The organism is Salipiger bermudensis (assembly GCF_017309175.1).
Taxonomy (GTDB): domain Bacteria; phylum Pseudomonadota; class Alphaproteobacteria; order Rhodobacterales; family Rhodobacteraceae; genus Salipiger; species Salipiger bermudensis.
This window is the reverse complement of sequence record NZ_JAEKJV010000017.1, coordinates 36901-57195: the sequence shown is the minus strand read 5'-3', so window position 1 is coordinate 57195 and position 20295 is coordinate 36901. Positions and strand designations below refer to the sequence as shown.

Annotated in this window: 13 protein-coding genes; 3 read left to right on the top strand and 10 right to left on the bottom strand. The window is 65.9% G+C overall.

Annotated features, from left to right (window positions below; translation table 11 throughout):
- Positions 1–130 precede the first annotated feature (130 nt).
- The 6 genes from JF542_RS19430 to JF542_RS19405 form a co-directional block, all read right to left on the bottom strand.
- Positions 131–2449, bottom strand: a complete 2319-nt coding sequence (locus JF542_RS19430) for a sensor histidine kinase (protein WP_207077060.1) — start codon at positions 2447–2449, stop codon at positions 131–133.
- A gap of 489 nt (positions 2450–2938) precedes the next feature.
- A complete protein-coding gene (gene mtgA, locus JF542_RS19425; protein WP_242533848.1) occupies positions 2939–3604 on the bottom strand; it encodes a monofunctional biosynthetic peptidoglycan transglycosylase in 666 nt (221 codons plus the stop codon).
- A gap of 391 nt (positions 3605–3995) precedes the next feature.
- On the bottom strand, positions 3996–8537 hold the full coding sequence (gltB, locus tag JF542_RS19420) for a glutamate synthase large subunit (protein WP_040545165.1): 4542 nt from the start codon (positions 8535–8537) through the stop codon (positions 3996–3998).
- Positions 8538–8553: 16 nt separating this feature from the next.
- Positions 8554–9105, bottom strand: coding sequence for a Spy/CpxP family protein refolding chaperone (locus JF542_RS19415; protein ID WP_207077058.1), 552 nt, complete (start codon positions 9103–9105; stop codon positions 8554–8556).
- Positions 9102–9539, bottom strand: a complete 438-nt coding sequence (locus JF542_RS19410; RefSeq protein WP_040544381.1) for a GFA family protein — start codon at positions 9537–9539, stop codon at positions 9102–9104. The genes JF542_RS19415 and JF542_RS19410 overlap by 4 nt, the downstream gene beginning before the upstream one ends.
- Before the next feature lie 80 nt (positions 9540–9619).
- The gene (locus JF542_RS19405) at positions 9620–11056 is read right to left on the bottom strand and encodes an NAD(P)-dependent oxidoreductase (RefSeq protein ID WP_007794664.1); all 1437 of its coding nucleotides are present in this window, start codon (positions 11054–11056) and stop codon (positions 9620–9622) included.
- 226 nt (positions 11057–11282) lie between these two features.
- On the opposite strand from JF542_RS19405, the gene JF542_RS19400 reads away from it, so the two are divergent.
- Entirely contained in the window at positions 11283–12086 is an 804-nt protein-coding gene (locus JF542_RS19400; RefSeq protein WP_207077057.1) for an undecaprenyl-diphosphate phosphatase, read from the top strand.
- 266 nt (positions 12087–12352) lie between these two features.
- On the opposite strand, the gene rlmH is transcribed toward JF542_RS19400, so the two are convergent.
- The 4 genes from rlmH to JF542_RS19380 form a co-directional block, all read right to left on the bottom strand.
- Positions 12353–12823: a 23S rRNA (pseudouridine(1915)-N(3))-methyltransferase RlmH gene (gene rlmH / locus JF542_RS19395; RefSeq protein WP_207077056.1), complete on the bottom strand. Its 471-nt coding sequence runs from the start codon at positions 12821–12823 to the stop codon at positions 12353–12355.
- A 10-nt stretch (positions 12824–12833) separates the two neighbouring features.
- Positions 12834–13205 carry a ribosome silencing factor gene (gene rsfS / locus JF542_RS19390; RefSeq protein ID WP_007794657.1) on the bottom strand — a complete coding sequence of 124 codons (372 nt, stop codon included), beginning with the start codon at positions 13203–13205 and terminating at the stop codon, positions 12834–12836.
- Between the two features lie 190 nt (positions 13206–13395).
- Positions 13396–15729, bottom strand: a complete 2334-nt coding sequence (locus JF542_RS19385; RefSeq protein ID WP_207077055.1) for an aldehyde dehydrogenase family protein — start codon at positions 15727–15729, stop codon at positions 13396–13398.
- Positions 15730–15832: 103 nt separating this feature from the next.
- Positions 15833–18016 (bottom strand): transglycosylase domain-containing protein, encoded by a 2184-nt coding sequence (locus tag JF542_RS19380; protein ID WP_007794648.1) that lies wholly within the window; start codon positions 18014–18016, stop codon positions 15833–15835.
- A 257-nt stretch (positions 18017–18273) separates the two neighbouring features.
- Here JF542_RS19380 and JF542_RS19375 point away from each other — a divergent pair, with 257 nt between their 5' ends.
- Together JF542_RS19375 and JF542_RS19370 are read left to right on the top strand one after the other, a co-directional pair.
- Positions 18274–18612, top strand: coding sequence for a P-II family nitrogen regulator (locus tag JF542_RS19375; RefSeq protein WP_007794645.1), 339 nt, complete (start codon positions 18274–18276; stop codon positions 18610–18612).
- A gap of 39 nt (positions 18613–18651) precedes the next feature.
- Positions 18652–19989, top strand: a complete 1338-nt coding sequence (locus JF542_RS19370; RefSeq protein WP_007794639.1) for an ammonium transporter — start codon at positions 18652–18654, stop codon at positions 19987–19989.
- Positions 19990–20295: the final 306 nt, after the last annotated feature.

Here is a 20295-nt window from a genome sequence, read left to right as displayed (position 1 = left end):
AAATTCTGTTTCTCGAAAAGAGTTCAGCGCGGAATGTCAGCTTTTTCAAGGATAAGCAACTGTTGGTAGACCAATTTGGTCTCTTTGCATCCATGCGGACACGCCAGTTTTTCGGTTTACCGGGATCCGGTCAGGACGGCATTTCCGCGGCATTCACCGTAAAGCGGAAACTTGCGCCGCGCGGGTCCGTGCGCTCGTGCCAGAGGCGACCGTCATTGGCCTGCACGATGGATTGGCAGATCGACAGGCCAAGGCCCATGCCGCTGGGCTTGGTGGTCTCGAAATCGGTGAAGAGACTGATATCGGGCGACACGCCCGGGCCGGTATCGGCCACGGTCACGAGAACCTGCTTGCCGAGCCTGTGCGCCCGCACGGTGACGCGGCGCTCGCCTTCGGTATTCTCGGCCACGGCCTCGATGGCATTGCGCAGCAGGTTCACCAGAACCTGCGCGATCTGCAGGCGGTTGGCGTTGACCGGCGGCAGGTCTTCGAGCTCGGTGGTGATCGTCGCGTTGGCGGCGCGGGCTTCGGCGATGACCAGGCGCTGGGTCTGCGCCACCAGTTCGGAAAGATCGAAATCGGTGCGGATGCCTTCGTCGCGGCGGATGAAGGCGCGCAGGGCGCGGATGATCTCGCCGGCGCGCACCGACTGCTCGGCGATCTCCTCGAGCGTGGCGTGCAGCTCGGGATTGGCGGCGCTCATCTGGTCGACCGCGTAGAGCGCGCTGTCAGCGTTCTGCGCGATGGCGGTCAGTGGCTGGTTGAGCTCGTGCGCCAGCCCGGCGGCGACCTGGCCCATCGTGTTGTCGCGCGACAGATTCGACAGGTCCTTGCTGAGCTCGGCGATCTGTTCCTCGGTGTGCTTGGCCTGGGTGATGTCGTCCATGGTGAGCACGAAATGCAGCGGCCGGCCCTGCTGGTTGAAGATCAGGATGGAGTTGAGCGCCGTCCAGATCGCCGCGCCGCCGCGCCGCACGCAGCGCAGTTCCTGGTTGATCTCGCGGACCGGATCGCCGTCGTCTCCGGTGAACAGGCGGAAGGGCGGGTCGTCCGGGTGGATCAGGTCCGAGATCGCCATGACCTGAAGCGCCTCGGCGCTGTAGCCGGTGATTTCGCAGAATCGCTCGTTGACGCGCAGGAAGCGCCCCGTCCGGGCGTCGATCTGGGCCATGCCGCGCGAGGACAGCGCGAATGTGCTGCCGTATTCCATCTCGGTCTCGCGCCGGGCGGCGATCTGCTGCATCAGCGTCTCGTTGGCGTTCTCGAGCTCCTGGTAGGTCTTGGGCAGCGGTTCGGAAGGATCGAGTTCCCCCTGCGAGATCAGCGCCGAGCGCACCGCGAAGGCGCGCACCGGCTTGTAGATGAAATTCGCCAGCGCCAGCCCGCAGATCCCGGTGATTGCCGCCACCACCGCCGCGATCCAGATGTTGGTCAGGCGGTTCTCCTTGATCACCTCGGTGAAGTCGCTTTCCAGCGCGTAGGCCGCGATGGTCCAGGGCAGGTGCTCGCTGATCGGTGGCATCACGACGGCCACATAGGTCCCGCCGTTGTAGCGGAACTGCGACAGCGTCTCCTCTTCCACGGCAGCGACCCCGTTCTCCATGACCTGCGCAAAGGCGGCACGGGCGATGGGGTCCTCGAACTGCCGGATGTCGACGAAGCGCAGCGTGCCGTCGGCGTCCTTGGTCTTGAGCAGGGATTGGTTCGGATGCGCCAGCACGTCGCCATTGCGGTGGATGATCAGCGCCCGCCCGGTGCTGCCGATGCGCAGCCGAGCGAGGAAATCCGAGATGTCGCTGATCTCGATATCGACGCCGACGATGCCGCGCACGCTGTCGGGGCCGTCCATCACCGGCGAGGCCAGCGTGATGCCGGGCTGCTGGGAGGAGAAGAAGATGTAGGGATCTGTCCAGATCGTGGTCAGCTGCTGGCGAGCGCGGATGTACCACGGGCGCGTGCGCGGATCGTACGTGTCGTCGGGGTCGAGGCGGCGCTCGATCACCCGGAACTCGTCGTCGCGCCAGATCAGTTCGGTGCTGCGCTCGTCGCCGTTGACGCGGATGATCTTGGTCCGGAACGGCCCGGGCGCATTGTCGGCGCGCATGACATAGACGAAATCCCCGTTCTCGTTGCCGTGATAGACCCCGGCGAATTGCGGCGCGAGCTGAAGCTGCTGGAACAGCAGCTGCTCGAGCAGCTCGGGCACATCGCTGGCGATCACCCGGTCCTGAGCCAGCCGGGCCGAGAGCTCTGCGGCGCCGCGTGCGGGGCTGAGGAAGCCGCGGGAATGCTCAATGGTGTTGGTGCCGACATCGCTGAGCAGGTCGCGGGCGTGATCGAGAAGCGCGCGTTCCGAGGTCACGTAGGAGGAAAACACCACCGCGAGAACCGCGATGAACTGCAGCCCGGCAAGGCCGACTGCCAGAAGTGCTCCAAGTGAAACGCGCATCACACCCCCGTGCCAGAGTCCGCCGGCCGGCCGGTGGCTTACATGCCCCGAAGTTCTTCCACAAAGGGGCGTTCCGGGCAACTGCCACGGCGGCGATTGCGCATAGGCAAAACTACGCAGGCAATCACGCTAATTTCGTTTTGGACCCCGTTATGAGAAGTTTATGTCCGTCGGCACCGGGGGAGTATCGAGTTCCCGTCATGCGTTCCCGGATCGGCAGTATTGTTTAAAGTTGTTTAACGGCGTTAGTGAGTGGCGCTTATAGTATTCTGTTTCAGCAAGAGCCGGCGTCAGATATCCCCATCTGGCGCCGGTTTTCTTTTCCGCGGTTCCGCTCTTCGAGAGCGTATTCGAGGCGTCGCAGAGGGGGCGGAAATTGCGGTTTCACCGGCGTGACGAATAGGCGTGTGCCCATAAGGCGAATCTCATATGCACCTTTAATTCGAAACCAGAATGCGCACCAATTCCTTCAGCGTAGAGACGGCGGGCTTACTCGAAGCAGTCGTCACGGCCATCGCGCTCGATCGTGGCAGCACCGTCGCGGATCTGCGCCGAGCGGCGTTGCACGAAGTTTGAGGGCCGCGAGGCGGAACGATCCTTCGGATCGGGAAGGATCGCCGCCAGACGGGCCGCCTGCGTCGCGCTGAGCGCCTGCGGAGTGACCCCGAAATAATGCTCTGCCGCAGCACCGACGCCGAACACGCCCTCGTCGAACTCGGCGATGTTGAGATAGACCTCGAGGATCCGGCGCTTGGGCCAGACCGCCTCGACCAGTGGCGTGATCATCGCCTCGAGCGCCTTGCGCGGCCAGCTGCGGCCCTGCCAGAGATAGACGTTCTTCACCGTTTGCTGCGAGATCGTCGAGGCACCGCGGTTTCCGCCTTCCTCGATGGCGTTGCGGATCGCCTTCATGTCGAAGCCCCAGTGGGTGCAGAAGTTCGCGTCCTCCGCTGCCACGACCGAGCGCAGCATCACCGGCGCGATGTCGTCCGCATCGACCCAGACGTGATCGACGGGCGCGCCCAGCCGCTTGCCCTCGGACCACATGGTGTAGGTGGTGGGCGGGTCGACCACGCGGTAGAGGACCACGAGCAGCAGCACCAGCGCCAGCAGAACAAGGGCCCCGCGAACGGCCAGCCGGATGAACCAGCGCAACGGTCGGAACGGCCGTCTGGTCCCCGACGCGGATTTGCGCGGGGCGGAATCGCTGGTCTGCTTCGCTTTGGTTTTCTTTGCTGCTCGCGCCATGGATCATGGTCTACACGGGCGGACTCGTTCGGGAAAGCAGTGTTCGCAAAAAGGGCCCGGTACGCCCGAACGCACCGGACCCGGACCGCCTCTGTGCGGCAAAGAAGGTCCTGTCACTCGTACCCGTACACCACGCTGTGTCCCGGGATGAGCCGGGACAAGGTTCATCATCTCACGGTATTGCGACACCACTTGGGGGAGAATGCGGCCCTCGTGAGGCAGCCCTGAGCCAAGGTCTTGAAAAACAAGAACGCCCGGGGAGTGCCCGGGCGTTTTTGCTGTTTCCTCTTGGAGCGGCTTACTCGGCCGGAACCGCGACGCTGTCCTCGATTCCCAGCGGGTGGGCGATCTTGTTGAGCATCTCCTTCGGGCAGACCTGCAGGAAGTTGCCCTTCTCGAGATCCCAGTGCTGCAGGATGTCCTGCGCCTTGCGACTCTTGGTCTCGGCGACATGACGCTCGATGAGGTCCTTCAGCTCGGCTTCCCAGTGCTCCTGCGTGACGGTGCAGGTGACGAGGCTTTCCATGTTCAGCATATCCTGCGCCATGCCCTCGGGGTCATAGAGATAGGCCATGCCACCGGTCATGCCGGCACCGAAGTTGGCGCCGATCGGGCCGAGAATGACCGCGACACCGCCGGTCATGTACTCGCAGCCGTTCGAGCCGCAGCCCTCGACCACCACCTTGGCGCCCGAGTTGCGCACCGCGAAGCGCTCGCCGGCGCGGCCGGCAGCAAAGAGGTGGCCGTCGGTGGCACCGTAGAGCACGGTGTTGCCGATGATGGTGTTCTCTTCCGCCTTGAGCGGCGACATCATCGGCGGACGCACCACGATCAGACCGCCCGACAGGCCCTTGCCGACATAGTCGTTGGCATCGCCCGAGACCTCGATCTTGAGGCCCGGAGCCGCGAAGGCGCCCAGCGACTGGCCGGCGGAGCCGGTCAGCTTGACGTGCAGGTGATCGGGCTGCAGCGCGTTGCGCATGCCGAACTTCGACACGATGTGCGACGAGGTCCGCGTGCCCACGGTGCGGTGGGTGTTCTGCACCGCGTAGGAGAGCTGCATCTTCTCGCCGTCCTCGAGGAAGCGGTGACCGTCGCGGACGATCTCGGCATCGAGCGTGTCGGGCACCGCGTTGCGGTCCTTGTAGCGGTCGTAGACGATGTCGTCTGCGCCATCGACGCGGATCAGCAGCGGGTTGAGGTCGAGGTCGTCGAGATGCTCGGCCCCGCGCGACACCTGACGCAGCAGATCGGCGCGGCCGATCACGTCGTTCAGGCTGCGTGCACCGATCGAGGCGAGGATCTCGCGCACTTCGGTGGCGTAGAAGGTGATCAGGTTGACCACCTTGTCGGCATTGCCGGTGAACTTGCCACGCAGCTCCTCGTCCTGGGTGCAGACGCCCACCGGGCAGGTGTTCGACTGGCACTGGCGGACCATGATGCAGCCCATGGCGATCAGCGCGGCGGTGCCGATGCCGAATTCCTCGGCGCCCATCATGGCGGCCATGACGATGTCACGGCCGGTGCGCAGACCGCCGTCGGTGCGCAGCGTGACACGGTCACGCAGCTTGTTCATCGCCAGAACCTGGTGCGCCTCGGTGAGGCCCATCTCCCACGGCAGACCGGCATACTTGATCGAGGTCGCCGGCGACGCGCCGGTGCCGCCGTTGTGACCCGAGATCAGGATCACGTCGGCCTTGGCCTTCGCAACACCGGCCGCAATCGTGCCGACGCCCGAAGACGCCACCAGCTTCACCGTCACCTTGCAGCGCGGGTTGATCTGCTTGAGGTCGTAGATCAGCTGCGCAAGGTCTTCGATCGAGTAGATGTCGTGGTGCGGCGGCGGCGAGATCAGCGTCACGCCCTTGGTCGAGTGGCGCAGGCGGGCGATCAGGTCGGTGACCTTCATGCCCGGAAGCTGGCCTCCCTCGCCGGGCTTGGCACCCTGCGCGACCTTGATCTCGAGTTCCTCGCAGTGGTTCAGGTACTCGGCGGTGACGCCGAAGCGGCCCGATGCCACCTGCTTGATCTTGGCCGACGGGTTGTCGCCGTTGGGCTCGGGCACGAAATGTGCCGGATCCTCGCCGCCTTCACCGGAATCCGACTTGGCGCCGATGCGGTTCATCGCGACGTTGAGGGTCTTGTGCGCCTCGGGCGACAGCGCACCCAGCGACATGCCCGGGGTGACAAAGCGCTTGCGGATCGAGGTGATGCTCTCGACCTCCTCGATCGGGATCGCCTTGCCGATCGGCTTCACGTCCAGCAGGTCGCGCAGGTGGATCGGCGGGTTGGCCCGCATTGCCTTGGAATAGGTCTTCCACAGCTCGTAGGAGGCCTTGTTGCAGGCCGCCTGCATGAGGTGCATGGTCTGCGCCCCCCAGGCGTGGGTCTCGCCCGACTTGCGTGCCTTGTAGAAGCCGCCGATCGGCAGCACGTCGCGGCCGCCGCGGAAGGCCAGCTCGTGGATCTCCTCGGCCTTGTTCTGGATGCCGTGCACACCGATGCCCGAGATCCGGCTCAGCATGCCGGGGAAGTACTCGGCGCACATGGCGCGCGACAGGCCTACGGCCTCGAAGTTGAGACCGCCGCGATAGGACGAGATCACCGAGATGCCCATCTTGGCCATGATCTTGAGCAGACCCTGGTCGATGGCCTCGCGGAAGCGGGCGACGTTCTCGGTCAGGCTGCCGTCGAGCAGGCCGCGGTCGATGCGGTCGGCCAGGCTGTCCTCGGCGAGGTAGGGGTTCACGATGGTCGCACCGCAGCCCACGAGGACGGCGAAGTAATGCGGGTCGATGCACTCGGCCGAGCGGACGCCCAGCGAGCAGAAGGTGCGCAGGCCCTTCTTGGTCAGCCAGGAATGTACCGCCGAGGTGGCGAGGATCATCGGCATCGCGACCTTGTCCTCGGACTGGTGCTGGTCGGTGAGCACGAGGTGCCCGCCGCCCGAGCGCACCGCGTCCTCGGCCTCGTTGCGGATGCGCGCCAGTGCTTCGCGCAGCGCGCCCTCGCCGCCATCGGCGGGGAAGGTACAGTCGATCTCGACCAGCCCGGCATTGAAGTGCTCTTTCAGCTCGTCGAACTGGGCGTTGCCCACGAACGGGCTCTCGAGCACGAGGATCTCGGTCTGGGACGAGGATTCATCGAGCACGTTCTTGAGGTTGCCGAACCGCGTCTTGAGGCTCATGACGCGGAATTCGCGCAAGCTGTCGATCGGCGGGTTGGTGACCTGGCTGAAGTTCTGGCGGAAGAAGTGGCTCAGCGGGCGGTACTTCTTGGACAGCACCGCAGAGGGCGTGTCGTCGCCCATCGAGGCCAGCGCCTCCTTGCCGTCCTCGGCCATCGGCGACAGGATCTGCTCGAGCTCCTCGATCGAGTAGCCCGCCGCGATCTGGCGCTTGCGCAGCTCGGCGCCGGTGAAGACCGGCTTCTCGGTGACCTTCGACAGCGGCTCGTCAAGATCGGTGATCTTGCCGACCCATTCGCCGAAGGGCTGCGAGGCCGCGAGGCGGTCCTTGATCTGGGTGTCGTGGTAGAGCTTGCCCTCTTCCATGTCGACGGCGATGAGCTGGCCCGGGCCAAGCGCGCCCTTCTCGCGGACGGTGCCCTCGTCGACGGGAACCATGCCCGCCTCGGAGCCGGCGATCAGCAGATCGTCACCGGTCACGACATAGCGCATCGGACGCAGGCCGTTGCGGTCGAGACCGCCGCAGACCCAGCGGCCGTCGGTCATGGCGAGCGCCGCGGGGCCGTCCCACGGCTCCATCACCGAGTTGACGTAGGAATACATGTCGCGCCACGCCTGCGGCAGCTCCACCGCCTGCTTGGACCACGATTCCGGGATCAGCATGGTCTTGGCCATCGGCGCGTTGCGCCCGGCGCGGACCAGCACTTCGAACACCGCGTCGAGGGCGGCGGAGTCCGACGCACCGCTGGCGATGATCGGCTTGATGTCCTCGGCCATCTCTCCGAAGGTCGACGAGGCCATGCGGATCTCGTGGCTCTTCATCCAGTTGGTGTTGCCCTTCAGCGTGTTGATCTCGCCGTTATGGGCGAGCATGCGGAAGGGCTGGGCCAGCCACCACTGCGGGAAGGTGTTGGTGGAATAGCGCTGGTGGTAGATCGCGAAGGCGGACTCGAAGCGCTCGTCCTGCAGATCGGGATAGAAATCCGCCACCTGCTCGGCCAGCATCATGCCCTTGTAGATGATCGAGCGGCAGGACAGCGAGGCGATGTAGAGCTCGTTGATGCCGGCCGCGGCGGCGGCCTTCTCGATGCGGCGACGGATGACGTAGAGCTCGCGCTCGAAGGTCTCCTCGTCGACGCCCTTGGCGTTCGAGATCAGGATCTGCTCGATCTCCGGGCGCGTCGCGTTGGCCTTCTCGCCAAGGCAGTCGACGTTCACCGGCACGTGGCGCCAGCCGTAGATGTAGTGGCCCATGCGCAGGACCTCGGTCTCGACGATGGTCCGGCAGGTCTCCTGCGAGGCAAAGTTGGTGCGCGGCAGGAAGACCTGGCCCACGGCCATCAGCTCACCCTTGCGCGGCGCGTGGCCGGTGCGGTCGATCTGGTCGTAGAAGAACGCGACAGGGATCTGTACATGGATGCCGGCGCCGTCGCCGGTCTTGCCATCGGCGTCGACGGCGCCGCGGTGCCAGATGGCCTTCAGCGCGGTGATGCCTGCCTCGACAACCTTGCGCGACGGCTTGCCGTCGATGGACACCACGAGGCCCACGCCGCAGGACGAATGCTCATGCTCCTCGCGGAACAGGGCGTTCTCTTCCATCCATTTGCGCTTGGCTTCCTCGGCGGCGGCCCAGTTCTGGTCGTAAGTGGTCATGGTCAAGCCTCCTTGATCAATGCTGCGGGTGGTCGTGGCCGGCACCTTCGTGCCCCCCGGTCCCGCCGCCATATCCGCGCAGACGCGCGTAAGTCTCTTTCTGGTCGTCGCTCAGCAGCGGCGTCACCGCCAGATGCGCCGCAAGGTGCACCTCGCGCAGCCGCGACAATGCGTTGGCCGAGCTTTGCAGCAGGGCGGCGAGCATGTCGGGCTCGGCGTGACCGGCGCGGAACATCTTGGTCAGATGCTCTTCGCTGGCGACGTATTCGGCGCCGGCAGTCATCGCCGCGCGCGTCATCTCGTCATGGATCGCCTCTACCGAGGCGGTCTGTTCGTCTGTCAGCTCCAGCTCCTCGGCGAGCTCCAGCACGTGGGCCGGGCCGGGGTAGCCGTTGAGCTCGGCGGGCTTTGCCAGGCCCCAGCCCTCGCCCGCGAGGATCGCCTGCACATCTGCCGCGCTCAGCGAGGCGACGTCGCGCGCGTCCTGCCCGGCATAGGGCTGGATCTCGGCCGTGGCGGGCAGAGCCGGCAGCGTCGCGAGCAGGGCGTATGCGGCGAAGCGGATCATGCGCCGTCCACCTGCACGCCGTACTTGGTCAGCGTCTCGGCGCGGGTCATGCGGGGATGATCGCCCTGCAGTGCCCAGCAGTCGGGCTTCTCGTCGGCGAAGATCTCGCGTTCGAGCACCAGCCCGCAGGCATCATCGAGCAGGCCGATGGTGACCTCGTAATCACCGGCGCCGTCGACGCCCTTGTCGTAGCGATACCAGAGCACCGAGCCGCAGGTGCCGCAGAACTCGCGACTGGCCCAGTCGGAGGAGCGGAAGGCGCGGATGCTGCCCGCGTTCTCAATCGCCATGTCGGCGACCGGCACGGTGACGGCGAACAGCGCCGAGCCGGCCCAGCGGCGGCACTGCTCGCAATGGCAGACGCCGAAGCCGCCCATCGACTTCGCCGTGAAGCGCACCGCGCCGCACATGCATGCGCCTGTCCGTCCGGTCATCACCCTGTCCTCTGGCATGGCGCATCGGGCCATCCGACGCGCCGGCTTGCGGGGCGCGCCGCGCTGGCGCGCGCCCTGGATCACTCCGCCGCGACGGCGGCGGTCTTGTTGAAGTCCTGCAGCACGTGCTCGGCGCAGTCGCGGCCGTCACGGATCGCCCAGACCACGAGGCTGGCACCGCGCACGATGTCGCCCACGGCGTAGACGCCGGGCAGGGCGGTGCGGCCGGAGGTGAACTCGGCCTTGATGGTGCCCCAGCGGGTCACTTCTAGCTCGGGCGCGCCCCACAGCGTCGGCAGCTCTTCCGGCTCGAAGCCGAGCGCCTTGATGACCAGATCGGCGGGCTCTTCGTAGTCGGAGCCCTCGATCAGCTCGGGCGACTGGCGACCGGTGGCATCGGGCAGGCCAAGGCGCATCTTCTGTACCAGCACGCCGGAGACCGGATCGCCCATGAAGCCCTTGGGCGCGGTCAGCCACTCGAACTGGACGCCTTCTTCCTCGGCGTTCTGGGTCTCGCGCTGCGAGCCGGGCATGTTGGCGCGGTCGCGGCGGTAGAGGCACTTCACGCTCTCGGCGCCCTGACGGATCGCGGTGCGGACGCAGTCCATGGCGGTGTCGCCGCCGCCGATCACCACGACCTTCTTGCCGTTGGCGTTGAGCTCGCCGCTTTCGTATTCCGGCACGGTATCGCCGAAATTGGCGGTGCGGTTCGACGCGGTGAGGTAGTCGATCGCCTTGACGATGCCCTTGGCGCCAGCGCCGGGGCCGCGCAGGTCGCGCGACTTGTAGACGCCCGTGGCGATGATCACCGCGTCATGCTGTTCGCGGATGTCTTCGAAGGACATGTCCTCGCCGACGCTGCAGTTCATCACGAAGCGGACGCCGCCATCCTCGAGCTGCTGCATGCGGCGCATGACGATTTCCTTCTCGAGCTTGAAGCCCGGGATGCCGTAGGTCAGCAGGCCGCCGCCACGGTCGTAGCGGTCATAGACCGTCACCTGCACGCCGGCGCGGCGCAGCATGTCGGCGGCGGCAAGGCCGCCGGGGCCGGCACCGATGATGCCGACGCTTTCCTGACGTTCCTGCGCCGGGGAGGCGGGCTTGACCCAGCCTTTCTCCCACGCGGTGTCGGTGATGTACTTCTCGACCGAGCCGATGGTCACGGTGCCGTGGCCCGACTGCTCGATGACGCAGTTGCCCTCGCACAGACGGTCCTGCGGGCAGATGCGGCCGCAGATCTCGGGGAAGGTGTTGGTCGCCTGGCTGACCTCGTAGGCCTCCTCGAGGCGGCCGGTCGCGGTCAGGCGCAGCCAATCGGGGATGTTGTTGTGCAGCGGGCAGTGCGACTGGCAGTAGGGCACGCCGCATTGCGAACAACGGCTCGACTGCTCGGTCGCCTTGGCGTCGGCGAACTCGGCATAGATTTCGTCGAAGTCCTTGTTCCGGACATCTGCCTCGCGTTTCTCGGGCATATCCCGCTCGATCTTCACGAATTTGAGCATCGGCTGCTTCGCCATGTTCCTGGGTCTCCGAACAAGTCCTTGGGTCGGGCTTCAATACTGAAAGCTGAATTGAAAGAAAAGTCAGAAAGGCTGACCTATATTCGCTTTATTTTGCGAACACGACTCGGCGCACAGCATTCTTTCATGAAAACTGAGTAACGAACCGGACCTATTTGACGCTTTTCCCCTTGAAACAAGGGCGTTATAGACACGGTGTGAGGCTAGCCGGAGGTTCCTGCCCATGCCAATGCTGCAGCTCATCCTGCTGGCCCTGATACAGGGCATCACCGAGTTTCTGCCTATTTCCTCCTCAGGTCACCTGATTCTTCTGCCGAATCTGACCGGCATGGCCGATCAGGGGCAGGCCATCGATGTTGCCGTGCATGTCGGCACGCTGGCCGCCGTGGTGCTCTATTTCTGGCGCGACGTACGCGTGGCGGCGCTGGGCACCGTCGACCTGATCCGCGGACGGCGCGAGACGCCGGGGGCGCGGCTCGCCTTCGGCCTGATCATCGCCACCATCCCGGTGATCATCGCGGGCCTCCTGATGAAGATCACCGGTCTCGACGAGGCGCTGCGCTCGGTGGCGGTGATCGGCTGGACGATGCTGGGCTTCGGGATCGTGCTCTACTGGGCCGACCAGCGCGGGCCGGTGCACAAGGAAGAGCAGGACTGGGGCGCAATGGATGCGCTGAAGATGGGGCTCTGGCAGGCGGTGGCGCTGATCCCCGGCACCTCGCGTTCGGGCATCTGCATCACCGGCGGGCGGTTTCTGGGCTACAATCGGCACGACGCCGCCAAGATCGCGATGCTGATGTCGATCCCGACGATCCTCGCCTCGGGCGCTTTGCTGGGGCTCGAGGTCGCCTCCGAGGCCGATGCCAGCGTTGCCATCGACGGGCTGATCGGCGCGGTCTTCGCCTTTGGTGCGGCGCTGGCGGCGCTGACCCTGATGATGCGGTTGCTGCACTCGGTGAGCTTCACGCCCTACGTCATCTACCGCGTCATTCTCGGCGCCGGTCTGCTGATCTACGCCTATAGCTGAGCAGTCTCTTTCCAAGAAAGAAGGTGGCCCCGGAGTTTGGGGAACTCCGGGGCCTTGAGATGCGCCGACTCGCGGACGGGAATTGACCGCTGGGGACAGGGTTGCCGACGCATGCGCGCGATTTCAGGCAGCGAGCACACGCTTGGGAATCCTGCTAATTCAAGCATGTCGGGCTTGGCAATGGTGCCTCAATACCGCTAGCGGAAACCCGCCGCCGTGGAATGCTGCGCGCGCGAATTCCCGCTCAGGTGAATCGTCGCGGGGCCTCACACGCGGTGGTATGGGCTTCCTGCGAGGATCGAGGCGGCGCGGTAGAGCTGCTCGGCGATCATCACCCGCACCAACATGTGCGGCCAGACCATCTGCCCGAAGGACAGCGCCATGTCGGCCTCGGCGCGCAACGACGGGTCGATGCCGTCGGCGCCGCCGATGACGAAGGCCATGTCCTGGGTGCCGTCATCGCGCCAGCGGCCGAGGGTCTGGGCGAAATCCGGAGAGCTCATCAGCTTGCCGCGTTCATCAAGGATGCAGAGCCGCGCGCCGGAGGGCAGGGCGCGGCGCAGCAACTCCGCCTCGGCGGCCATGCCGCCGCCCTTGCGGTCGTCGACCTCCACCACGCGCACCGGGCCAAGCCCGAGCGCACGACCGGTGCGGTCGAATCTTTTCAGGTAGTCGTCGACAAGATCGCGTTCGGGGCCCGCCCGAAGGCGCCCCACGACGCAAAGATGTACGCGCATGAGGCCGTGGTCAGGTCACGGTCTGCGCGGTTTTGCCAAGCGGCATCCACATCTTCTCGAGCTGGTAGAACTCGCGCACTTCCGGGCGGAAGACATGGACGATGACATCGCCGGTGTCGACCAGAACCCAGTCGCCGGTGTCCTGACCCTCGATCTTGGGCAGCAGGCCCAGATCGTGCTTCAGGTCTTCGACCAGCTTCTCGGCGATCGAGACAACCTGACGCGAGGAGCGGCCCGAGCACACGACCATCTGGTCGCACACGGAGGTCTTGCCGCGCAGGTCGATCTGCACGACGTCTTCCGCCTTGTTGTCATCGAGGCTTTCGAGGATGCGCGCGAGGATCTGCTCGCTTGTGACCTCGGATTGGGGCAGGCCGTTCATCGGCGCCCCCGGCTCTGCGGCACCGGCCGCATTCGCAGTAAGTGTCAGGACGTTGTCCTCCTTGGTTGCAAGCGCCGAAAGCCACCCCGGCGCCGGGCGTGCCTTTAAGATAGCATCGGAGTCGCAAAATCTCAATGATCGCAGGGCAGCGCGGCGCTTAACGCCCGCGCCGCCACGTATCAAGCCCGTATCAGGCGCCCCAGGGGATCCACACCGTCTTGACCTCGGTCGCGGCCTCGAGGAAGGCGCGGCCTTCGCCGTCGGCGCTCATCCAGTCGCGGTCCTGGGCGTAATTCACCCAAGCGCGCTTGAGGTTGCCTGCCGCGCCGCGTTCGATCTCTGCCGAGAGATCGGCGCCCGAGAAGCTCCACACCGCTTCGATATCCATGTGGCTGGCCATCGTGGGCGCGAGCTCGGCATGGCTGCCGGTGAGGATGTTGACCACGCCGCCCGGCACGTCCGAGGTCTCGAGCACCTGGTAGAACTCGGTCGCGGCGAGCGGGAACGGTTCGGAGGCCACGAGAATCGCCCGGTTGCCCATGGCGATGGCCGGGGCCATCAGCGACACGAGCCCGAGCAGGGGGTAGGCATCGGGGCAGAAGCCGCCGATCACGCCGCAGGGCGCGCGCATGGCAAGCGCCGCGCCGCGCAACGGCACGTTGGCGATGCGCCCGTCGAACTTGTCGGCCCAGGCGGCATAGGTAAAGAGCCGCTCGACCGATTTCTCGACCTCCTTGGCGCCGGTGCGGGCGCCGGTCATGCGGTCGATGGTGGCGGCGAACTCCTCGGCGCGCGCCGAGAGGTTCTCGCCGATATAATAGATCACCTGAGCGCGGTTGTGGGCGCTGGCCGAAGACCACGCTGCCGCGCCGCGCGCCGCCTCGACGGCGTTGCGGATGTCCTTGCGGTTGGCCAGCGGCGCCTGGCCGATGAGCTTGCCGCGCTTGTCGTTGACCGCGCGGGCGTAGCCGCCATCGGGCCGCGCCTGCTTGCCGCCGATATAGAGCTTGGCGGTGCGGTCCACCGGTTGCGGCTCGGCCTCGTCGCCGCCGAAGGGCGCGATGGGCTTGAGCGCCTTGGGCTTGCGGCTGTCGCGGGTGTAGGCCGTGAGACCCTCCGGGCCGCCCTCGCGCCCGAAGCCGCTTTCGCGCAGGCCGCCAAAGGGAGCGGCGGCGTCGAACATGTTCGAGCCGTTGACCCAGACCACGCCGGCGGCGAGCTTGGGCGCGATGTCGAGCGCGGTGTTGATGTTCTCGGACCAGACGCTGGCGGCGAGGCCGTAGCGCGTATTGTCGGCCATCTGCACCGCCTCGGAAGGCGTGCGGAAAGTGGCCGAGACCAGAACCGGGCCGAAGATCTCGTCCTGCATCAGCTTCGAGGCCGGCGACAGCCCGGAGATCAGCGTCGGCGGGTAGAAACAGCCCTCGGGGCAGGGGTCGGACTGAAAGATCTCGCCGTCGCTGCCTGCGACCATCGCGGCGATGCGGTCGCGCTGCACCGGATCAACGATGGCCCCCACGTCGATGCACTTGTCGAGCGGATCGCCGATGCGCAGCTTCTCCATGCGCGCCTTGAGCTTGGCGTGGAAGCGCTCGGCGATGCCCTCCTGAACGAGAAGCCGCGAGCCGGCGCAGCAGACCTGCCCGCCGTTGAACCAGATCGCATCCACCAGCCCCTCGACGGCGCTGTCGAGATCGGCATCCTCGAAGACGATGTAGGGCGACTTGCCGCCCAGCTCGAGGGTCAGCGCCTTGCCGCTGCCGGCGGTGGCCTCACGGATCTTCCGGCCGACCTCAGTCGAGCCAGTGAAGGCGATCTTGTCGACCTCCGAGGCGGTGATCATCTCTCCGACCGCGCCATCGCCGGTGACGATGTTGACCACACCCTTGGGCAGGCCCGCCTGGCGGCAGATATCGGCAAAGAGCAGGGCCGTGAGCGAGGTCCATTCGGCGGGCTTCAGCACCACGGTGTTGCCCATCGCCAGCGCCGGAGCGACCTTCCATGCCAGCATCAGCAGCGGGAAGTTCCACGGGATGATCTGGCCGCAGACGCCGAGCGCCTCACGTCCGGGCATCTCGCTCTCCATCAGCTGGGCATGGCCGGCATGGTGGTAGAAGTGGCGGGCGACGAGGGGCACGTCGATGTCGCGGCTCTCTCGGATCGGCTTGCCGTTGTCCAGCGTCTCGAGCACCGCGAAAAGCCGGGCGTGCTTCTGCACCAGCCGGGCGATGGCATAGAGGTGACGGGCGCGGGCCGGACCTCCGAGGCGCTCCCATTTGCCCTGTGCGGCGCGGGCGGCAGAGACGGCGGCGTCGACATCGGCCTGTGTCGCCTGCGTGAGGCTCGCCAGGACCTCGCCGGTCGCCGGGTTGCGGCTCTCGAAGGTCTCGCCCGGCGGGGTGAAGGCGCCGTCGATGAAGTGGCCGAAGCGGTCGCCCTGGTCGACGAGCCAGGTAAGCGCCTCGGCGGCGCTTTCGGGGGCGGGACCGTATTCCATGCTCTCGAAGATCTCTTTCACGCTCATGCCGGGGCTCCTTCCGTCGAGGGGACGTGGCCAGTGTTAGACCGTGTCGGCGGCGCGAGGGAAAGGAAAATCCCGCCCCTCGCGCGGTGCGCCGTGGCGTCAGTCAGCCGCCGCCCAGAAGGTCGCGCAGGACCTGCTGGATGAAGTTGTCGCGCTGGCGGCGTTCCTGCGTCGGCGCCTGCTGCTGTTGCTGCTGGCGCTGCTGCTCCTCGACCATCTGCGGCGAGGGGCCCTCGGGGGCGATGGCGGGCAGCGGATTGATCGGCAGGCCTTCGTTCACGCGTACCATGGTTTCGCGCCAGATGTCGGCCGGCAGGCCGCCGCCGGTGACACCGCTGAGCGGGGAGTTGTCGTCGTTGCCCATCCAGACGCCAACCACGTAGTCGGCGGTGAAGCCGATGAACCACGCGTCGCGGGCATCGTTCGAGGTGCCGGTCTTACCGGCGGCCGGGCGGCCGTCGGGCAGGATCGCGCGGCGACCGGTGCCCTCGGTGATGACCTTCTCCATCATCCAGGTCAGCTGGCCCGCTGCCTCGGTCTGGATCACCCGCTCGCGGATGCCGCCGCCGGTGCCCATGAGCACCTCGTCATCGCCCTTGAGCCGCAGTTCCTTGAGCCCGTAGGGCACCACCGCGGAGCCGCCGTTGAGAAAGCCGGAATAGGCGCCGGTCATCTCCAGCAGCGTGGCCTCGGAGGTGCCGAGCGCCATGGCAGGGGTGTCGTTGAGCTCGGACTTGATGCCGAACTCGTTTGCCACCTTGTGCACCAGATCGCGGCCGACGCTTTCGGAGATCTTGATCGCGGGGATGTTGAGCGACTGCTTGAGCGCGTCGGTGAGCGTGACCGTTCCCTTGTAGTTGCGGCTGTAGTTCTCGGGGCACCACTGGCCCGAGCCGGGGATGTTCATGCAGAACGGCTCGTCGACGACGGTGTCATAGGGCGAATAGCCGAGCTCCAGCGCGGTGGCGTATATGAACGGCTTGAAGGAGGAGCCGGTTTGGCGCTTGGCCTGCGTGGCGCGGTTGAACACGCCCGAGACGCCGGTCTTCTTGCCGCCGACCATGGCGCGCACGGCGCCGTCCGCCGACATCACCACGATCGCCGCCTGCACCACCGAGCCGGGCTTGGTGACCTTCTCGCGGTAGACGGTGTTCATCGCCTCTTCGGCGGCGCGCTGCAGCTTGGGGTCGAGCGTGGTCGCGATCACCACGTCCTCGGTGGTGTCGCGGGTGAAGAACTCCGGCCCGGTCGACATCACCCAGTCGGCGAAATAGCCGCCAAGACGGCGCTGCGCCTCTTCCGAAAGTTCCGCCGGGTTGGCCTGCGCGCGCTGGGTCTGCTCGGCGGAGAGGAAGCCCTGATCGTTCATCAGCCGCAGCACCGTGGCGGCGCGCGCCTGCGAGCGCTCGATGTCGTTCGTCGGCGACAGCGACGACGGCGCGGTCAGCAGACCGGCGAGCATCGCCGATTCCTGCGGGTTCAGCTCGCCGGCGTGTTTGCTGAAATAGCGCTGCGCCGCGGCCTCGGCACCATAGGCGCCGCCGCCCATGTAGGCGCGGTTGAGATAGATCGAAAGGATCTCGTCCTTGGTGTACTTGGCCTCCATCGCCATCGCGTAGAGCGCCTCGCGGCCCTTGCGGACCAGCGTGGTGCGGCGGCAATCAGAGATGTAGGCGGCCTCGCTCTCCCACTGGGTGTCGTCGAAGGGCACGCCGAGGCAGAGCAGCTTCGCGGTCTGCTGGGTGATGGTCGAGCCGCCGTGGCCCGAGAGCGGGCCGCGGCCTTCGGACATATTGATGCGCACGGCACTGGCGATGCCGCGGGGCGAGATGCCGAAGTGGCGGTAGAAGCGCTTGTCCTCGGTGGCGATGACGGCGTTGCGCAGATGCGGGCTGACGCTGTCGGCGGTCACCGCGCCGCCGAACTGGTCGCCGCGCCAGGCGAAGATCTGGCCATTGCGGTCCATCAGCGTGACCGAGCCGCGGGCGCGGCCGTCGAGCAGGTCCTCGACCGGGGGAAGCTGGGCGTAGAAATAGCCCACGCCGACCGCGAGCAGCAGCGCCACAACCGCCGTGATCCGCCATGTGATCTTCCAGATCAGGCCGAAGACCCAGCGGAATATGCCGATGAAGAAGGCCGCGATGGGATTGCGCTTGCGCACGGGCTTGCGCCGCGGTGCCTTGCGGTTGGTCTTCTTCGGCTTGGATTTCCTGGGCGTTTGGCCGGCCTTTTCCTGGTAGCGTCGCTCCGCCACCAGCCGGCCCTTGCCCCGGCCTGAATCACTCATGTCGTCTTGCCTGGCATGCTGCTCTTTCGAGGCAGGATAGCGACTTTGGCGGGTGATGTAGACCGCGAAACTGCCCGATTAATGACTTTTTGATGTGCATTAAAATTATGCAATCAGTCAGATTCAGCACTTTTCTTGTGCGTCAATGGGGACTCGCTCGGGCCTTACAAGGGCCTTTTCTTCCAATGCCAGGCATCGGGCGGCTTTCTGCCCATGCATACCGCAGGCAGCCGTCTGCAAAACTGAAAGGGACCAAGGTGAAACTGATCATTGCGACGATCAAGCCGTTCAAGCTCGAGGAGGTGCGCGAGGCGCTCACCGGTATCGGCGTGCGCGGCATGATGGTGACGGAAATCAAGGGCTTCGGCTCTCAGTCCGGCCACACCGAAATCTACCGCGGCGCAGAATATGCTGTGAACTTCGTACCGAAGATCAAGCTGGAGATCGTGGTTGCTGCCTCCATGGCCGACCAGGTTGTCGAAACGATCACCAAGACGGCGCAGACCGGCAAGATCGGCGACGGCAAGATCTTCGTGCTGGACGTGGCGCAGGCGGTGCGGGTCCGTACCGGCGAAACCGACGCAGACGCGATCTGATCGCGGTTCGTTCGCAAAGATTACAAGGGACAACGGAACATGAAACTTCTCAAGACTCTCGCCCCGGCTGCCGCGCTGATCGCGCTGCCCTCGCTGGGCCTGGCACAGGACGAGGGCCCCGCTCCGGGCGTCAACGCCTCGACCGACACCGTCTTCATCTTCAACTCGCTGCTCTTCCTCATCGGTGGTTTCCTGGTGATGTGGATGGCCGCAGGCTTCGCGATGCTGGAAGCCGGCCTCGTCCGCTCCAAGAACGTCGCCATGCAGTGCATGAAGAACGTCGCGCTGTTCTCGCTCGCCGCGATCTTCTACTACCTGATCGGCTACAACCTGATGTATCCGCTCGGCACCTGGGCCTCCGAAGGCATCATCTCCGGCGTCTGGGGCCCCGCGGTTCTTGAAGTCGTGGGTGTGACCGCCGAAGGCGCCGACGATTACGGCTACGCCTCGACCGGCTCGGACTTCTTCTTCCAGCTGATGTTCTGCGCCACCACCGCGTCGATCGTTTCGGGCACCCTGGCCGAGCGTATCAAGCTTTGGCCGTTCCTGATCTTCGTGATCGTGCTGACCTCGATCATCTACCCGCTCCAGGCCTCCTGGAAGTGGGGCGGCGGTTTCCTCGACGCAGCAGGCTTCCTCGACTTCGCCGGCTCGACCGTCGTGCACTCCGTGGGTGGCTGGGCCGCTCTGACCGGTGCCATCATCCTCGGCCCGCGTATCGGCAAGTTCAAGGACGGCACCGTGATCCCGATCCCGGGCTCCAACCTGACCCTCGCCACGCTCGGCACGTTCATCCTGTGGCTCGGCTGGTTCGGCTTCAACGGCGCATCGCAGCTGGCAATGGGCACCGTGGGTGACGTCGCAGACGTGTCGCGCATCTTCGCCAACACCAACACCGCTGCTGCCGGTGGCGCCATCGCCGCGCTGATTGTCAGCCAGGTGATGTTCAAGAAGCCCGACCTCACCATGGTCCTGAACGGCGCCCTCGCAGGCCTCGTCTCGATCACCGCAGAGCCGCTGACCCCCTCGCTGGGCGCAGCCACCATCATCGGTGCCATCGGCGGTATCATCGTGGTCTTCGCCATCCCGGCGATCGACAAGATGAAGATCGACGACGTCGTCGGCGCGATCCCGGTCCACCTGATCTGCGGCATCTGGGGCACCATCGCCGTGGTCTTCACCAACGGTGACGCCTCGCTCGGCACGCAGCTCTACGGCATCGTCGTGGTCGGCATCTTCACCGTCGTCACCTCCGCGGTCGTGTGGTTCATCCTCAAGCTGGTCATGGGCATCCGTGTCTCGGAAGAGGAAGAAATCGCGGGCCTCGACATGGGCGAGCTGGGCATGGAGGCCTACCCGGAATTCTCCAAAGGCTGATCTCCTCCTTCCTATCAGCCTTTCGTGACCAACTGCCCGGGCGTTCGCGCCCGGGTTTTTTGTTGTCCGGGGATCCGGGGCTGCGGGCCAGTCGGGACGGACGAGGGGCCGGGCGGCGGCTTGACCAAGGTGGCCGCTGGAGCGTGGTGTGGATCTGACTCTGACTCTGAGACGGTCGCGGAAGGCTGCGCGGAAGGGCTGCCACGCTGACGGTCGTTGGAAGCGGTCTCGCAACAGAGGCGAGCGCCCCACGCCTCGGTTACATCGTGCGCGCCGCCTGTCCCTGCGGCTCAAGAGGGGGACCAA